Consider the following 15070-nt stretch of genomic DNA (forward strand, 5'->3'; position numbering starts at 1 on the left):
CCGCACCCTCGCGGCCCGCGCGGAGACCGCGGCGTCGGTCGCGGCGGCACTGCGGGAGCGGATCGACGGCGGCGCGGTGCGGCACGTGACGCTGCTGGTGCCCGACCCGCACGCCCGGTTCGCGGCCGTCGAGCTGGGCGCCCGGTTCTTCGCCGACACCGTGCTGGCCGACGGCTACGGGCTCTGCACGTACGCGTTCGCGTGGAACCCGGAACGGGCGGCGGTGGCGGCGCCGGTCTTCGAGCCGTACACGTCGACCTACGGTGACCTGCGGATACGGCCCGACCTGTGCTCGGTGCTGCCGGACGGCGCCGACGGGGTGCTGGTCGTGTGCGACGCGGAGGATGTCGAGTTCGCGCCCCGCACGGTGCTGCGGCGGCAGCTGGGGCTGGCCGAGTCGGCCGGGTTCGTGCCGTCGGCGGGCATCGAGCACGAGGTCACCTTCACCACCCCGGCTGGCGAGCCGCTCGTGCCTGGCGGTCTCGACTACGCGGCCGGTGGGCTGAACCCGTTGCGCCGCCTGCTGTCCGCGATCCGGTCGGCCGTCGACGACCTGGGGGTGGAGTCGCTGCGGGGCGAGTGCCACCCCGGGCAGTACGAGGTCGTGCTCGGTCACCGTGACGCGCTCGCCGCCTGCGACGACGCGATGCTGCAGCAGTTGCTGGTCCGCAGGGTGGCGGAGGAGCACGGTGTGCGGGCGGGTTACCTCGCGGCGGAGCGACCGGGTGCCGGCAGCTCGTGCCATGTGCACATCTCACTGTCCTCACCGGACGGCTTCCCCCTGGAGCACTTCGTCGCCGGGGTGCTGCGTGCCGCGCCGGACCTGACGCCGTTCTGGGCGCCGACGTGGAACTCCTACGTCCGGCTGCGGACCGCGGACTTCTCGCCTCGCGTGGTGCGGTGGGGGGTCGACGACCGGACGGCGTCGGTCCGCGTGGCCGGGTCGGGGTCCTCGACGCGGGCCGAGGTCCGGTTCGCGGGCGCCGACGCGCAGCCGCACCTGGTCGTGGCCGCGATCCTGGCGGCGGGGCTGTGGGGGATCCGCGAGGAGCTGACCCCGCCGGAGCAAGGTGAGCTGCCCGCGACACCGTGGCAGGCGCGTGCGGCGCTGGCGTCGTCGGAGCTGGCCAGGCGGCTGCTCGGCGAGCCGGTCGTCGACGCGCAGCTCGCGCACCTCGACGAGGAGATCGAGGCGGGGCTCACGGCCGTCACCGACTGGCAACGCCACCGGGGTGACCTGCGGCGGTAAAAACAAGCATGCTTGCTTGATTGCGGTGTGCGTGCCATCGTGGACCGCGTGGTGGACCTAAACTCCCTCGTGGCCGACCTGCGTGCCGAGGGTGACGAGATCGACGCGCTGGTGCGGGACCTGCCCTCGGCCGGGTGGGCACGCCCGACACCCGCCGAGGGGTGGACGGTCGCGCACCAGATCGCGCACCTGGCGTGGACCGACGAGCGGGCGCTCCTCGCCGCGACCGATCCGGCGGGGTTCCAGGCGGAGTTCGCCGAGTACGCGGCGCGGGCCGGTGCCGGGCTGGACCGGGTCGTCGACGCGGAGGCGGCGGAGGCGGCGGCGCGCCCGGACCTGCTGGAGTGGTGGCGCGCGGGCCGGGAGCGGCTCGCGAACACGCTGCTCAGCGCGCCCGCCGGGACGAAGCTGCCGTGGTACGGGCCACCGATGTCGGCGGCGTCGATGGCCACCGCCCGGCTGATGGAGACGTGGGCACACGGCCAGGACGTGGCCGACGGGCTCGGCGTGCGGCGCGAGCCGACCGCGCGGCTGCGGCACGTCGCGCACATCGGCGTGCGGACCAGGGACTTCGCGTACCTGGTGCGCGACCTGCCGGTGCCGGGGGAGCAGTTCCGGATCGAGCTGATGGGGCCGGGGAACGAGCTGTGGACGTGGGGGCCAGAGGACGCCGCGCAGCGGGTGACCGGTCCGGCGGTGGAGTTCTGCCTGCTGGTGACGCAGCGTGTGCACCGCGCGGACACGGCGCTGGTGGCCGTGGGGGACGACGCGGGCGGGTGGCTGGACATCGCGCAGGCGTTCGCGGGGCCGCCCGGCAAGGGTCGCGAGATCGGGAGCAGGGGATGAACGCGGGCGTGGCCTCCGGCCCCCGATTCCACGCTACCGGGCGCCACCGACAGTTCCGGCTGGGTGGCGGCGGGTTGTCCACCGGGCCGGAGTTGTCCACCGGCGTGGATCGCGCGGGAGCGGGTTTGTCGGTGCCGTGCCGTAACGTCGAACCGGGGGCCGGAGGCCAGCCCTCATGACCGCGGTGCGTATCGGCAACGCGTCCGGGTTCTACGGGGACCGGTTCGCCGCGATGCGGGAGATGCTCACCGGCGGCCCGCTCGACTACCTCACCGGCGACTACCTCGCCGAGCTGACCATGCTCATCCTCGGCCGGGACCGGATGAAGGACCCCGCCCTCGGGTACGCGCGGACCTTCCTCCGCCAGCTCGAGGACACCATCGACCTCGCGCTGGAGCGGGGCGTCAAGATCGTCACCAACGCGGGCGGGCTCAACCCCGAGGGGCTCGCCGCCGCCATCCGGGAGCTGAACCCGCGGGTCAGCGTCGCGCACGTCGAAGGGGACGACCTCCTGCACCGCGGGTTCGACGGTGCGCTCACCGCCAACGCCTACCTCGGCTGCTGGGGCATCGTCGAGTGTCTGAACGCCGGTGCCGACGTCGTGGTCACCGGGCGGGTCACCGACGCCTCGCTCGTCGTCGCGCCCGCCGCGCACCACTTCGGGTGGGGGCGCGACGACCTCGACCGGCTCGCCGGGGCCACCGTCGCCGGGCACGTCATCGAGTGCGGCACCCAGGCGACCGGCGGGAACTTCGCGTTCTTCACCGAAGTCGCCGACCTCACCCATCCCGGGTTCCCGATCGCCGAGATCGCCGAGGACGGGTCGGCGGTCATCACCAAGCACGACGGGACCGGCGGCACCGTCACCGTCGACACCGTCAAGGCGCAGCTCCTCTACGAGATCGGCGGCCCGCGTTACCTCGGCCCGGACGTCACGAGCCGCTTCGACACCGTCGCCCTCACCCAGGACGGGCCCGACCGGGTCGTGATCACCGGGGTCACCGGCGAAGCGCCGCCCGACACGCTCAAGGTGTGCGTCAACACCCTCGACGGGTTCCGCAACGGCATGACGTTCGTCCTTTGTGGACTCGACATCGACGCCAAGGCCGCGCTCGCCCGTGAACAGCTCGTGGACACGATCGGCGCGGACGGTCTCGAATGGACGCTCGCGCGCACCGACCACGCCGACGCCGACACCGAGGAGGCCGCGTCCGCGCTCCTCCACGTGACGATCCGCACGCCGGATCCCAAGCGTGCCAAGGCGTTCTCGCGAGCCGCGGTCGAGCTGGCGCTCGCGTCCTACCCGGGCTTCACCCTCACCTCACCGCCTGGCGACGGTTCGCCGGTCGGCGTGTACCGGCCGGAGTACGTGCCGCAGGACGCGGTCGAGCACGTAGCTGTGCTGCCGGACGGGACGCGTGCCGTGATCGCACCACCGAACGTGACGGCCGTGGCGCCAGGGGTCGTCCCGGTCGAGATCAACCCGGTCACCAGCGGTCCGACAAAACGGGTGCCGCTCGGCACGATCGTCGGCGCCCGGTCAGGGGACAAGGGCGGCGACGCCAACCTCGGTGTGTGGGTCCGCGACCCGGCCGCCTACCCGTGGTTCGCAGAGGAGCTGACCGTCGCCCGCCTCCGTGAGCTGCTGCCCGAGGCCAGGGACCTCGACATCGACCGGCACCCGCTGCCGAACCTCGACGCGATCAACTTCGTGCTGCACGGGCTGCTCGGCAAGGGCGTCGCGGCATCCTCCCGGTTCGACCCGCAGGCCAAGTCGCTCGGTGAGTGGCTGCGGTCCCGACACGTCGACATCCCGGAGGCGTTGCTGTGAGCGAGAGCGACGGAGCGGGCGCCGTCTGGACTGACGAGCAGCGCAGGGAGCTCGGCCACGAGCGACTGAGCAGCGCAGGAGGGAAGACGGCGTGTTAGCGGAGGAGCGAAGCGAACCTTTCAACACTGTGAACCTGTTCGACACACCGGAGCGGTTCGCGCTCCGGGAGACGACTCGGCGCTTTGTCGAGAAAGAGGTGCGGCCACATCTCGACCAGTGGGAGCGCGACGGCGAGCTGCCGCGTGACCTCCACCGCAAGGCCGGTGCGCTGGGCCTGCTCGGCGTCGCCTTCCCCGAGAGCGTCGGCGGCGGGGGCGGCGACGTCATCGACGCCACCGTCGTCACCGAGGAGGTGCACTACGCTGGCGGCTCAGGCGGGCTCGTCGCCTCCCTGTTCACCTCCGGCATCGCGCTGCCGCACATCGTCACCGCGGGCGACCCGGACCACGTCGAGCGCTGGGTGCGGCCGACGCTGGCCGGGACCATGATCGGCTCACTCGCGGTCACCGAACCCGACGGCGGCTCGGACGTCGCCAACGTGCGCACCACGGCGCTGCGTACATCTTCCGGGGGAGACGGCGACCACTACATCGTCAACGGTGCCAAGACTTTCATCACCTCCGGCGTCCGCGCCGACTTCGTCACCACCGTCGTCCGCACCGGCGACGCGGGCGCGCACGGGCTGTCGCTGCTGGTCGTGGAGAAGGACACCCCCGGCTTCACCGTCACCCGCAGGCTCGACAAGATGGGCTGGCACTGCTCCGACACGGCCGAACTGTCCTATGTGGACGTCCGGGTGCCGGCACGCAACCTGGTCGGGGCGGAGGGACAGGGCTTCGCGCAGGTCGCGACCCACTTTGTCACCGAGCGGCTCGCGCTCGCCGTGCAGGGCTACGCCACCGCGCAGCGGGCGCTCGACCTCACCGTCGAGTGGTGCCGCATGCGGGAGACCTTCGGGCGGCCGCTCATCTCGCGCCAGGTCGTGCAGCACAAGCTGGCCGAGATGGCACGCCGGATCGACGTCGCCCGCACCTACACCCGCACCGTCGCGCTCCGGCACACGGCGGGCGAGCAGGTGATCGCCGAGGCGTGCTTCGCGAAGAACACCGCCGTCGAGACCGGGGAGTGGGTCGTCAACGAGGCCGTGCAGCTGCACGGCGGGCTCGGCTACCTGCGTGAGTCCGAAGTGGAACGTCACTACCGCGACGTCCGCATCCTCGGCATCGGCGGCGGCACCAACGAGATCCTGACCGGACTGGCCGCGAAAGTGCTGGGTTACACCTCATGAGCAGGCTCAATTCCGTTGTGGACACCACCTCCACCGAACACAAGGCCAATCGCGATGCGATGCTGGAGAAGCTCGCCGAGATCGAGGCCGAGCACGCGAAGGCGGTCGCCGGTGGTGGCGACAAGTACGTCGAGCGGCACCGCAAGCGTGGCAAGCTGCTCGTCCGTGAGCGCCTCGAGCTGCTGCTCGACCCCGACTCGCCGTTCCTTGAGCTGTCGCCGCTCGCCGCGTGGGGTACCGACTACAAGGTCGGCGGCAGCGTGGTCACCGGCATCGGTGTCGTCGAGGGCGTCGAGTGCCTGATCAGCGGCAGCGACCCGACGGTCAAGGGCGGCGCGAGCAACCCGTGGACCACCAAGAAGTCGTTCCGCGCAGCGGACATCGCCGCGCAGAACCGGCTCCCCACGATCAACCTCGTCGAGTCCGGCGGCGCGGATCTCCCGACACAGAAGGAGATCTTCATCCCGGGTGGCCGGATCTTCCGCGACATCACCCGCGCGAGTGCCGCCGGCTGCCCGACTGTCGCGCTGGTGTTCGGCAACTCCACCGCGGGCGGTGCGTACCTGCCGGGCATGTCCGACTACGTGGTGATGGTCAGGGAACGCGCCAAGGTGTTCCTCGGCGGGCCACCGCTGGTCAAGATGGCGACCGGTGAGGAGTCCGACGACGAGTCGCTCGGCGGCGCGGAGATGCACGCCCGCACGTCCGGTCTCGCCGACTACCTCGCCGCCGACGAGGAGGACGCGATCCGGATCGGTCGCCGGATCATCGCGCGGCTCAACTGGCGCAAGCAGGGCCCGGAGCCCGCGAGTGTCTACAGTGAACCGGTCTGCGACGCCGAGGACCTGCTCGGCATCGTGCCGACCGACCTCAAGGTGCCGTTCGACCCGCGTGACGTGATCGCCCGCGTGGTCGACGGTTCGGACTTCGACGAGTTCAAACCGTTGTACGGCACCAGCCTCGTCACCGGATGGGCGCGGGTGCACGGCTACCCGGTCGGCGTTCTCGCCAACGCGCAGGGCGTGCTGTTCAGCGAGGAGTCGCAGAAGGCCGCGCAGTTCATCCAGCTGGCCAACCAGATCGACACGCCGCTGCTGTTCCTGCACAACACGACCGGCTACATGGTCGGCAAGGAGTACGAGCAGGGCGGCATCATCAAGCACGGCGCCATGATGATCAACGCGGTGTCGAACTCGAAGGTGCCGCACATCTCGATCCTCATGGGTGCCTCCTACGGCGCCGGGCACTACGGCATGTGCGGCCGCGCCTACGACCCGAGGTTCCTGTTCGCGTGGCCAAGCGCCAAGTCCGCGGTCATGGGGCCACAGCAGCTCGCCGGTGTGCTGTCCATTGTGGCAAGGCAGGCGGCGGCGGGCCGTGGTCAGGAGTACAACGAGGAGCACGACGCCGCGATGCGGACCATGGTGGAGAACCAGATCGAGGCGGAGTCACTGCCGATGTTCCTGTCCGGCATGCTCTACGACGACGGCATCATCGACCCGCGCGACACCCGCACGGTGCTCGGCATGAGCCTGTCGGCGATCCACAACGGCCCCGTCAGCGGCGCTGACGGCTTCGGCGTCTTCCGGATGTGAGCGGCATGATCACCACACTGCTCGTCGCGAACCGGGGTGAGATCGCCCGCCGGGTGTTCCGCACCTGCCGCGCACTGGGGATTGCCACCGTCGCGGTGTTCTCCGACGCCGACGCGGACGCACCGCACGTCCGAGAGGCCGACGCGGCGGTCCGGCTGCCAGGGGTGTCGCCCGCCGACACCTACCTGCGTGCCGACCTGATCATCGACGCCGCCCGCGAGTCCGGCGCGGACGCCGTGCACCCCGGATACGGCTTCCTGTCGGAGAACGCGGCGTTCGCCCGCGCCGTCATCGACGCCGGGCTCACGTGGGCCGGGCCGACGCCGGAGGCCATCGAGCAGATGGGCTCCAAGATCGAGTCCAAGCGGCTCATGGCCGACGCCGGGGTGCCGGTGCTGCCGGAACTGGATCCCGGCGAGATCACCGACGCCGACCTGCCCGTGCTGGTCAAGGCGTCCTCGGGTGGTGGCGGGCGCGGCATGCGCGTCGTGCGGTCCCTTGACGAGCTGACCGACCAGGTGGCGGGCGCGCGGTCCGAGGCGGCGTCGGCGTTCGGTGACGACACCGTGTTCGTCGAGCCGTACCTCGCGACCGGCAGGCACATCGAGGTACAGGTGATGTGCGACCGGCACGGCACGGTGTGGGCGGTGGGCGAGCGCGAGTGCTCGATCCAGCGCCGCCACCAGAAGATCGTGGAGGAGTCGCCATCACCGCTGGTCGAGCGCGTCGCCGGGATGCGCGACGAGCTGTTCGCCGCCGCCCGCGACGCCGCCAGGGCCATCGGGTACGTCGGCGCGGGCACGGTCGAGTTCCTCGCCGACGAGACCGGCCGGTTCTACTTCCTGGAGATGAACACGCGGCTGCAGGTCGAGCACCCGGTCACCGAGTGCGTGACGGGCCTCGACCTGGTCGGGCTCCAGCTCGGCGTCGCGGAGGGGCGGCCGCTGCCTGCCGGGCCGCCGGCGCCGCAGGGACACGCCATCGAGGTCCGGCTCTACGCCGAGGACCCCGCCGCCGACTGGCGCCCGCACAGCGGCACGCTGCACCGGTTCGAGGTGCCCGGGGTCGCCACGACCTTCACCGTGCCGCTCGGTGCTGGCATCCGGCTCGACTCCGGTGTTGAGGCCGGCACTGTCGTCAGCCCGCACTACGACCCGATGCTCGCCAAGGTGATCTCGGTGGCGCCGACCAGGGACGTAGCGGCACGCGCACTGGCCGCGGCGCTCACGAGGTCGAAGGTGCACGGGTTCACCACGAACCGGGACCTGCTCGTCAACGTCCTCACCCACCCGGCGTTCCTGGCCGGGGAGACCGACACCGCGTTCTTCGAACGCCACGGCCTCGACGCGTTGTCGACCCCGCTCGCCACCGAACCGGCCATCCGGCTCTCGGCGCTCGCGGCCGCGCTCGCCGACGCCGCCGCGAACCGCGCGGGCGCGAAGGTGCTCGGCGGGCTGCCCAGCGGGTGGCGCAATGTGGTCTCCGTGCCGCAGCGCAAACGTTTCACCAGCGGGGACACCGAGCACGAGATCACCTACCGGCTCGGCCGCGACGGCCTGGTCGGGCAGGACGGCGTCCGGCTCGTCGAGGCCACCCCGACCTCGGTGGTCCTCGACGTCCAGGGCCTGCGGCGCCGGTTCGCGGTCTCCGCCTACCCCGGACTGTCCTGTGTGGACTCTTCGCTCGGGCCGGTCGCGCTGGTGCCGGTCGAGCGGTTCACCGACCCGGCCGCACAGGTGGCGGCCGGATCCCTGCTCGCACCGATGCCCGGCACGGTCGTGCGGGTCGCGGTCGAGCAGGGCGAGAAGGTCACCGAGGGCCAGCCGCTGCTGTGGCTGGAGGCAATGAAGATGCAGCACCGGATCAACGCTCCCGCCGACGGGGTGGTCACCGAACTCGGTGTCATGGCAGGGGATCAAGTGGAAGTCGGCCGCGTACTGGCCGTCGTCAGCGCTGAGGAGGAAGCATGACAGGGTTTACCGAGTCCGAGGAGCGGCAGGCGTTGCGGGCGGCGGTGTCCGACCTCGGCGGGCGCTACGGCGGCGAGTGGTTCCTGAAGAAGGCCCGCGCAGGCGAGAAGTCGGCCGAGCTGTGGGACGAGGCGGGCAAGCTCGGCTACCTCGGCGTGAACGTGCCGGAGGAGTACGGCGGCGGTGGTGGCAACATCGGCGACCTGGCCGCGGTGGCAGAGGAACTGGCCGCGCAGGGCTGTGGCCTGCTGCTGATGGTGGTGTCCCCGGCCATCTGCGCGACGATCATCACCCGCTTCGGCACCGAGGAGCAGAAGCAGGCGTGGCTGCCGCGGTTCGCCGACGGCTCGCTGCGCATGGCGTTCGCGATCACAGAACCGGACGCGGGCTCCAACTCGCACAAGATCACCACCACCGCCCGCCGCGACGGTGACGACTGGATCCTGTCCGGACGCAAGGTGTTCATCTCCGGCGTGGACGAGGCCGAGGCGGTCATGGTCGTCGGCCGCACGGAGGACGCGAAGACCGGCAAGCTCAAGCCCGCGCTGTTCATCGTCCCGACCGACGCGCCAGGCTTCGAGTTCCACCCGATCGAGATGGACATCGTGTCCCCGGACAAGCAGTACTCGCTGTTCCTCGACGACGTGCGCCTGCCGGCGGACGCGCTGGTCGGCTCGCAGGACGCGGCGCTGCTGCAGCTGTTCGCCGGCCTGAACCCGGAACGGATCATGGCCGCGTCGTTCGCGATCGGCATGGGCCGCTACGCGCTGGACAAGGGCGTCGACTACGTGAAGACGCGGCAGGTGTGGAGCACCCCGATCGGCGCGCACCAGGGGGTGGCGCATCCCCTCGCCGAGGCGAAGATCCAGCTGGAGCTGGCGAAGGTCATGACCCAGAAGGCGGCGGCCCTCTACGACTCCGGCGACGACATGGGCGCGGGCGAGGCCGCGAACATGGCGAAGTACGCGGCCGCGGAGGCGTCGATCAAGGCGGTCGACACGGCGGTCCAGGTGCACGGCGGCAACGGCCTGACCGCGGAGTACGGCCTCGGTGCCCTGGTCACGGCCGCCAGGGTGAACCGGATCGCCCCGGTGAGCCGCGAGATGATCCTCAACTTCGTCGCTCAGAACACCCTGGGCCTCCCAAAGTCCTATTAGGGAACGGCGAGAAGTCTGCGGAGCGCGTGTCCTTTGGATCTTTGTGCAAAGTCTTGGCCTGGTCAGCAGTTACCTCAGGGGAACGTGACGGTGCTCAGCCACCAACCGCCTGCGGTCCGCAAGTGTTGCCGGGTCGGGACCGACACTTTGAAGCGCGGGGAGGCGGAAGGTGGCGGAGGTTCTGCGAGAGCCGCGTCAGGATCGCAGCCGGGTCACCCGGCAGCGGCTCCTGGAGGCGGCCATCGAATGCCTGGCCGAGGTCGGCTGGTCGGGCAGCACGGTGTCGGTGGTGGCGGAACGGGCTGGCGTCTCGCGGGGCGCCGCCCAGCACCACTTCCCGACGAGGGAGGACCTGTTCACCTCGGCGGTCGAGTACGTGGCGTCGGAGCGGCTGGCGGTGCTCCGGTCCAGGTCACTTGACCTGCCAGCGGGCCCGGACCGCACCCGTGCCGTGGTCGGGATGGTCGAGCTGATCTACACGGGCCCGCTGTTCCGCGCGGCCATCCACCTGTGGGTGGCCGCGTCGTCGGACGAGCGGCTCAGGGAACGCGTGGTCCTGCTGGAAGCGCAGGTCGGACGGGAGACGCACCGGACCGCGCTCGACCTGCTCGGCGTCGACGAGTCGCGGACCGGCGTGCGGGAGGCGGTGCAGTCGACGCTCGACATGGCGCGGGGCCTTGGCCTTGCCAACCTGCTCACGGACGACAGCTTGCGACGGCAGCGCGTGCTGGACCAGTGGTCGACGATGCTGGCGGACGCGTTGCACAAGGAGCCCTGACCGGCTGATTTGGCATTACCCTGTATTTGAGCCATAATCAATAGCTGGCTTTCCCGGTGAATACACAGGAATGTCCGAGTGGCTTGATTATAGCGGATGAGGGGTGCATTTGTCAAAGGGCGATTACGACGCGGAATTGTCTGCCGAGCGGGAACACATCGCGATTCTGTACGCGCGGCTGGACGCCGAGCGGTCGACCGCGGCAGGCAAACTCGACGGCGTGCTGCTCGACAGCACCGCCGAGACCACGGAGGCCCTGTGGGAGCGGGACGTGGCCGCGACCACGCTGTCCAGGCGAATCGGCCTGATGAGGGTCGCCGACAACGGGCTCTGCTTCGGCAGGCTCGACCACCGGGACGGCGAGACGACCTACATCGGCCGAATCGGGCTTTTCGACGAGGAAGACGACTACGAACCGCTGCTCATCGACTGGCGGGCGCCGATCGCGCGGCCATTTTACGTGGCCACCGCCGCGAATTCGGAAGGCGTCGTCAGAAGGCGTCATTTCCGCACCCGGGGGCGCCGGGTCCTCGCATTTCACGACGACGTTCTGGAACACGGTGTCGCCGACAGTGACGAGGTGCTGCTCGCCGCACTGAACGCGCCCCGGTCGGACACGATGGGTGACATCGTCGCGACGATCCAGGCCGAGCAGGACGAGATCATCCGCCTCGGCCGCACCGGCGTGGTCGTCATCGACGGCGGGCCGGGCACCGGCAAGACGGTCGTCGCGCTGCACCGGGTCGCCTACCTGCTGTACACGCACCGTGAACGGATGTCCCGCCGCGGTGTGCTGTTCATCGGCCCGAACATGGGTTTCCTCCGCTACATCGGCGGCGTGCTGCCCTCGCTCGGCGAGACGGACGTGGTGTTCGCGACGCCCGGCGAGCTGCTGCCGGACGTGAAGACCCGCGTCGTGGACCCGGACCGCGAGGTCAAGGGCGGTCTCGCGATGGTCGAGCTGGTGCGCAAGGCCGTCGCGGACCGCCAGGAGCTGCCGGAGACCCCGATCGAGCTCGAGCTGGACGACGTCACCGTGGAGATCGACGCCGACCTGGCCGGCCGGGCCCGCGCACGCGCCCGGTCGACCGGGCGCCTCCACAACCGGGCACAGGAGATCTTCCGCGACGCGCTGATCCTCGAGCTGGCCGAGCAGGCCGTCGACCGCATCGGCGCGGGCTGGCTGAACGCGCGCGAGACCCCGGATCTGGCCGGTGACCTGGCCGCGGACGTCCGCCGCGAGCTGATCTCCAGCACTGCGCTCGACAAGGCGGTCGAGCGGCTGTGGCCCCGGCTGTCGCCGCAGCGGCTGCTGGCCGAGCTGTACACGTCGCCGGCGCGGCTGGCGGTGATCGGCGCGCCGGAGTCGTTTCACCGCCACCGCGGCGACGCGTGGACCGTGTCGGACGTGCCGTTGCTGGACGAGGCGTCCGAGCTGCTCGGTGCGTTCGAGTCCGAGGACGAGGCCGAGCGGGCCCAGCACGAGCGGGAGGCGTACGCGCGGGGCGTGCTCGACATCCTCGACACCGAGGAGGACCCGGACGGCGAGCTGCTGCGCGCGGTCGACCTGATCGACCCGACGCGGCTGGCCGAGCGGCAGGAGGAGCGCGACCACCGGTCGCTGGCCGAGCGGGCGGCGGAGGACCGCGAGTGGACCTACGGGCACGTGGTGGTCGACGAGGCGCAGGAGCTGTCCGAGATGGACTGGCGGGTGCTGATGCGACGGTGCCCGAGCCGGTCGATGACCATCGTCGGTGACCTCGCACAGCGCGAGTCGCCCGCGGGCGCGCGGTCGTGGGCGGACATGCTCGACGAGTACGTGCCGAAGCGGTGGACCTACCGGCAGCTGACCATCAACTACCGCATGTCCGCCGAGATCATGGACGTGGCGGCGTCGCTGCTGTCCACGATGGACACCTCGGCGCAGCCGCCGAAGTCCGTGCGGTCGACCGGGGTGCCGCCGTGGTCGCGCCGGGCCACCAGGGACACGCTGGCCTCGGTGGTGACGGAGATGGTGGCGCGCATGGAGGAGGAGATCGGCGAGGGCACGGTCGCGGTGATCGCACCCGACGGCTCGACGCTCAACGTGGACGCGCTGGTGCTGCCGCCCAGGGCGATCAAGGGCCTCGAGTTCGACGGCGTGATCGTGGTCGACCCGACGGCGATCATGTCCGGCCCCGCTGGCGCCGCGGAGCTGTACGTGGCGCTGACCAGGCCGACGCGGCGGCTGGGCGTCGTGCACACGGCGCCGTTGCCGGAGTGCCTGACGTTGCTCGAAGATGTCACCCCGTGAGGATCATCGCTCGTACGATCGCACCGGCGGCCGACGCCCGTGCCCAGCTGCCGTGGACCACGGTCACCGACGACGGCCTGATCTCGGCCGAGGTGCGGGACCGCGAGTTCACGCAGCGCTGCCTGGAGATCGCGAACGCCGTCGACGCGCTGGAAGGCCGCCCGGTGCTGGCGTTCGACGAGAGCAGCACCACCGTGGACATCGCAGCGCCGAACGACGAGGTGTTCGAGTCGCTCACCGACCGTGAGCAGTTCCGGCGCTGGTTCGGTCTGCCGCTGGCGATCGAGCTGTTCCCGGGCGGCCGTTGGGAGATCGAGGGCGGCGGTCCGGTCGGGACGGTCGTCGAGCTGGTCGCGGACCACCGCCTCGTGCTGTCCGAGGACACGGGTGTCAGTACCTGGGAGCTGTCCGAAGTGGCCACGGGGACGCGACTGTCGGTCACCATGCGGCTGGGGGACGGCCCGCCGCCGCCCAGGAGCTGGTGCGGGTGGCTCAGCGGGATCAACCAGCTGCGCAGGCTGCACGAGGTGCCCGACCGCTGCCCGATCTGGGTAACCTGACCGGGTGATGCTGATCATCGACCTGTCGGAGGGTGACGCATGCGCGTGTTGTGGTTGTACGCACATCCTGACCCGCGGTCGCTGAACGGGGCTCAGCGGCGCCTGATCGAGATGGGCAGGCCGTCCTTCGGCAGTGGGAGGGCGGTCGGGTCCCAGCGCACGTCGTAGTCGGCGGGGACCGTCCACTCGAAACGGCGGACCATCTCGTGCGCGATCGTCTTCACCTCCTGGGTGCCGAAGTGCATGCCGATGCACTTGTGCACCCCGCCACCGAACGGCATGTACGCGAACCGGTGCGACTTGTCCTCGCGGCGCTCCTCGGAGAAGCGCAGGGGATCGAAGCGGTGGGGATCGGTCCAGTACTCCGGCAGCATGTGGTTGATCCACGCGAGCGTCGTCACGAACGTGCCCGCCGGCAGGTGGTGGCCGAGCAGGTCGGTGTCCTTCACGGTCTTGCGCACCATCCACGGCACCGGCGGGACGAGTCGCATCGACTCCTTCAGCGCCAGGTCCAGCGCGGGCAGACGGTCCAGTGTGGACACCGTCAGCGGCTCGTCACCCAGTGCGAGGGACTCCTCGCGCACGAGGGACTGCCACTCCGGGTTCTTGCCAAGGTAGTACACCAGCGACGACGTGGCGATGGTCGACGTGTCGTGTGCCGCCATCATCAGGAAGATCATGTGGTTGACGACGTCGTCGTCGGAGAAGGTCTCGCCCTCGTCGGTGCGGGCGTGGCACAGCGCGGCGAACAGGTCGTCCGAGTCCGATGCGCGTTTCGCGGGCAGGCCGCGGCGGAAGTAGTCCTCCAGCACCTTGCGACCCGACAGCCCTGCCTGCCACCGGCCACCCGGCACCGGCAGCCGGAGCAGCGCGGTTCCCGCGCGGACGGTGTCCACGAAGGCCTTCGTCATGCGGGACGAGTCGCCGCCGAGCGACGACGCCATGAAGATCTTCGTCGCCACGTCGAGGGTGAGCTGCTTGAGCGCCGGGTACACCTGGAACCCGTCCCGTGGCGACCACGCCGACACGCTGTCGGCCACCACGTCGCCGACCTGCACCATGTACGCCGACAGCCGGTCCGAGGTGAACGCCAGCTGCATGAGGCGCCGGTGGTAGAGGTGCTCGTCGAAGTCCAGCAGCATCAGGCCGCGGTTGAAGAACGGGCCGATGAAGTACTCCCAGCCCTGCTGCGAGTACGCCTTGTCCTTGTTGGCCAGCACGACCTGCGTCCCCTCTGGCCCGGACGCCGACACCACGTTCACGCCGAACGCACGCACCCACGACACCGGTCCGTACCGCTCGTAGCGCTTCATCGCGTAGTCGAGGCCCAGTCGCAGCATCTCCAGGCTGTGTCCCAGCACGGGCAGGCCGGGGTCGCCGGGGACGGACTTGAGTCCGGCGGGTGGGGTGGCGAGGTCCTTCGTTGGCCAGTCGCGGTCCATCAGCCATCGGTCGAACGCGTTCTTGTCGACCTCGTAGGGTGCACGCGGCGCAGTGGACATG

At 70.7% G+C, this 15070-nt stretch carries 11 protein-coding genes; 10 read left to right on the forward strand and 1 reads right to left on the reverse strand.

The window, feature by feature from the left end:
- The 10 genes from WBA97_RS03745 to WBA97_RS03790 all read left to right on the forward strand — a co-directional run.
- Window positions 1-1249 (forward strand): glutamine synthetase (locus tag WBA97_RS03745; protein WP_424229245.1); only part of this gene is annotated, 1249 nt, incomplete at its 5' end.
- Window positions 1250-1297: 48 nt separating this feature from the next.
- A complete protein-coding gene (locus tag WBA97_RS03750) occupies window positions 1298-2095 on the forward strand; it encodes a TIGR03084 family metal-binding protein (protein WP_424229246.1) in 798 nt (265 codons plus the stop codon).
- A 175-nt stretch (window positions 2096-2270) separates the two neighbouring features.
- Window positions 2271-3926 (forward strand): acyclic terpene utilization AtuA family protein, encoded by a 1656-nt coding sequence (locus tag WBA97_RS03755; protein WP_424229247.1) that lies wholly within the window; start codon window positions 2271-2273, stop codon window positions 3924-3926.
- Between the two features lie 127 nt (window positions 3927-4053).
- Window positions 4054-5214: an acyl-CoA dehydrogenase family protein gene (locus WBA97_RS03760; RefSeq protein WP_424229248.1), complete on the forward strand. Its 1161-nt coding sequence runs from the start codon at window positions 4054-4056 to the stop codon at window positions 5212-5214.
- A complete protein-coding gene (locus WBA97_RS03765) occupies window positions 5211-6809 on the forward strand; it encodes an acyl-CoA carboxylase subunit beta (RefSeq protein ID WP_424229249.1) in 1599 nt (532 codons plus the stop codon). Before WBA97_RS03760 ends, WBA97_RS03765 begins: the two co-directional genes overlap by 4 nt.
- A gap of 5 nt (window positions 6810-6814) precedes the next feature.
- Complete coding sequence (locus tag WBA97_RS03770) at window positions 6815-8779, forward strand: acetyl/propionyl/methylcrotonyl-CoA carboxylase subunit alpha (protein ID WP_424229250.1); 1965 nt, start codon at window positions 6815-6817, stop codon at window positions 8777-8779.
- Entirely contained in the window at window positions 8776-9936 is a 1161-nt protein-coding gene (locus tag WBA97_RS03775; protein WP_424229251.1) for an acyl-CoA dehydrogenase family protein, read from the forward strand. The genes WBA97_RS03770 and WBA97_RS03775 overlap by 4 nt, the downstream gene beginning before the upstream one ends.
- A 169-nt stretch (window positions 9937-10105) precedes the next feature.
- Window positions 10106-10714, forward strand: a complete 609-nt coding sequence (locus WBA97_RS03780; RefSeq protein WP_424229252.1) for a TetR/AcrR family transcriptional regulator — start codon at window positions 10106-10108, stop codon at window positions 10712-10714.
- A 136-nt stretch (window positions 10715-10850) separates the two neighbouring features.
- The gene (locus tag WBA97_RS03785) at window positions 10851-13007 is read left to right on the forward strand and encodes a helicase (protein ID WP_424229253.1); all 2157 of its coding nucleotides are present in this window, start codon (window positions 10851-10853) and stop codon (window positions 13005-13007) included.
- Window positions 13004-13567 (forward strand): SRPBCC family protein, encoded by a 564-nt coding sequence (locus WBA97_RS03790; protein ID WP_424229254.1) that lies wholly within the window; start codon window positions 13004-13006, stop codon window positions 13565-13567. Before WBA97_RS03785 ends, WBA97_RS03790 begins: the two co-directional genes overlap by 4 nt.
- A gap of 92 nt (window positions 13568-13659) precedes the next feature.
- Here WBA97_RS03790 and WBA97_RS03795 read toward each other — a convergent pair whose 3' ends face one another.
- The gene (locus WBA97_RS03795) at window positions 13660-15069 is read right to left on the reverse strand and encodes a cytochrome P450 (protein ID WP_424229255.1); all 1410 of its coding nucleotides are present in this window, start codon (window positions 15067-15069) and stop codon (window positions 13660-13662) included.
- Window position 15070: the final 1 nt, after the last annotated feature.

Origin of the sequence: Actinophytocola sp., from assembly GCF_049647105.1 — a bacterium.
In the GTDB taxonomy this organism is placed as follows: domain Bacteria; phylum Actinomycetota; class Actinomycetes; order Mycobacteriales; family Pseudonocardiaceae; genus Actinophytocola.

Coding starts and splice junctions, on each gene's coding strand:
- WBA97_RS03755 (WP_424229247.1), top strand. CDS start 2,271: ATGACCGCGGTGCGTATCGGCAACGCGTCCGGGTTCTACGGGGACCGG.
- WBA97_RS03765 (WP_424229249.1), top strand. CDS start 5,211: ATGAGCAGGCTCAATTCCGTTGTGGACACCACCTCCACCGAACACAAG.
- WBA97_RS03770 (WP_424229250.1), top strand. CDS start 6,815: ATGATCACCACACTGCTCGTCGCGAACCGGGGTGAGATCGCCCGCCGG.
- WBA97_RS03775 (WP_424229251.1), top strand. CDS start 8,776: ATGACAGGGTTTACCGAGTCCGAGGAGCGGCAGGCGTTGCGGGCGGCG.
- WBA97_RS03795 (WP_424229255.1), bottom strand. CDS start 15,069: ATGTCCACTGCGCCGCGTGCACCCTACGAGGTCGACAAGAACGCGTTC.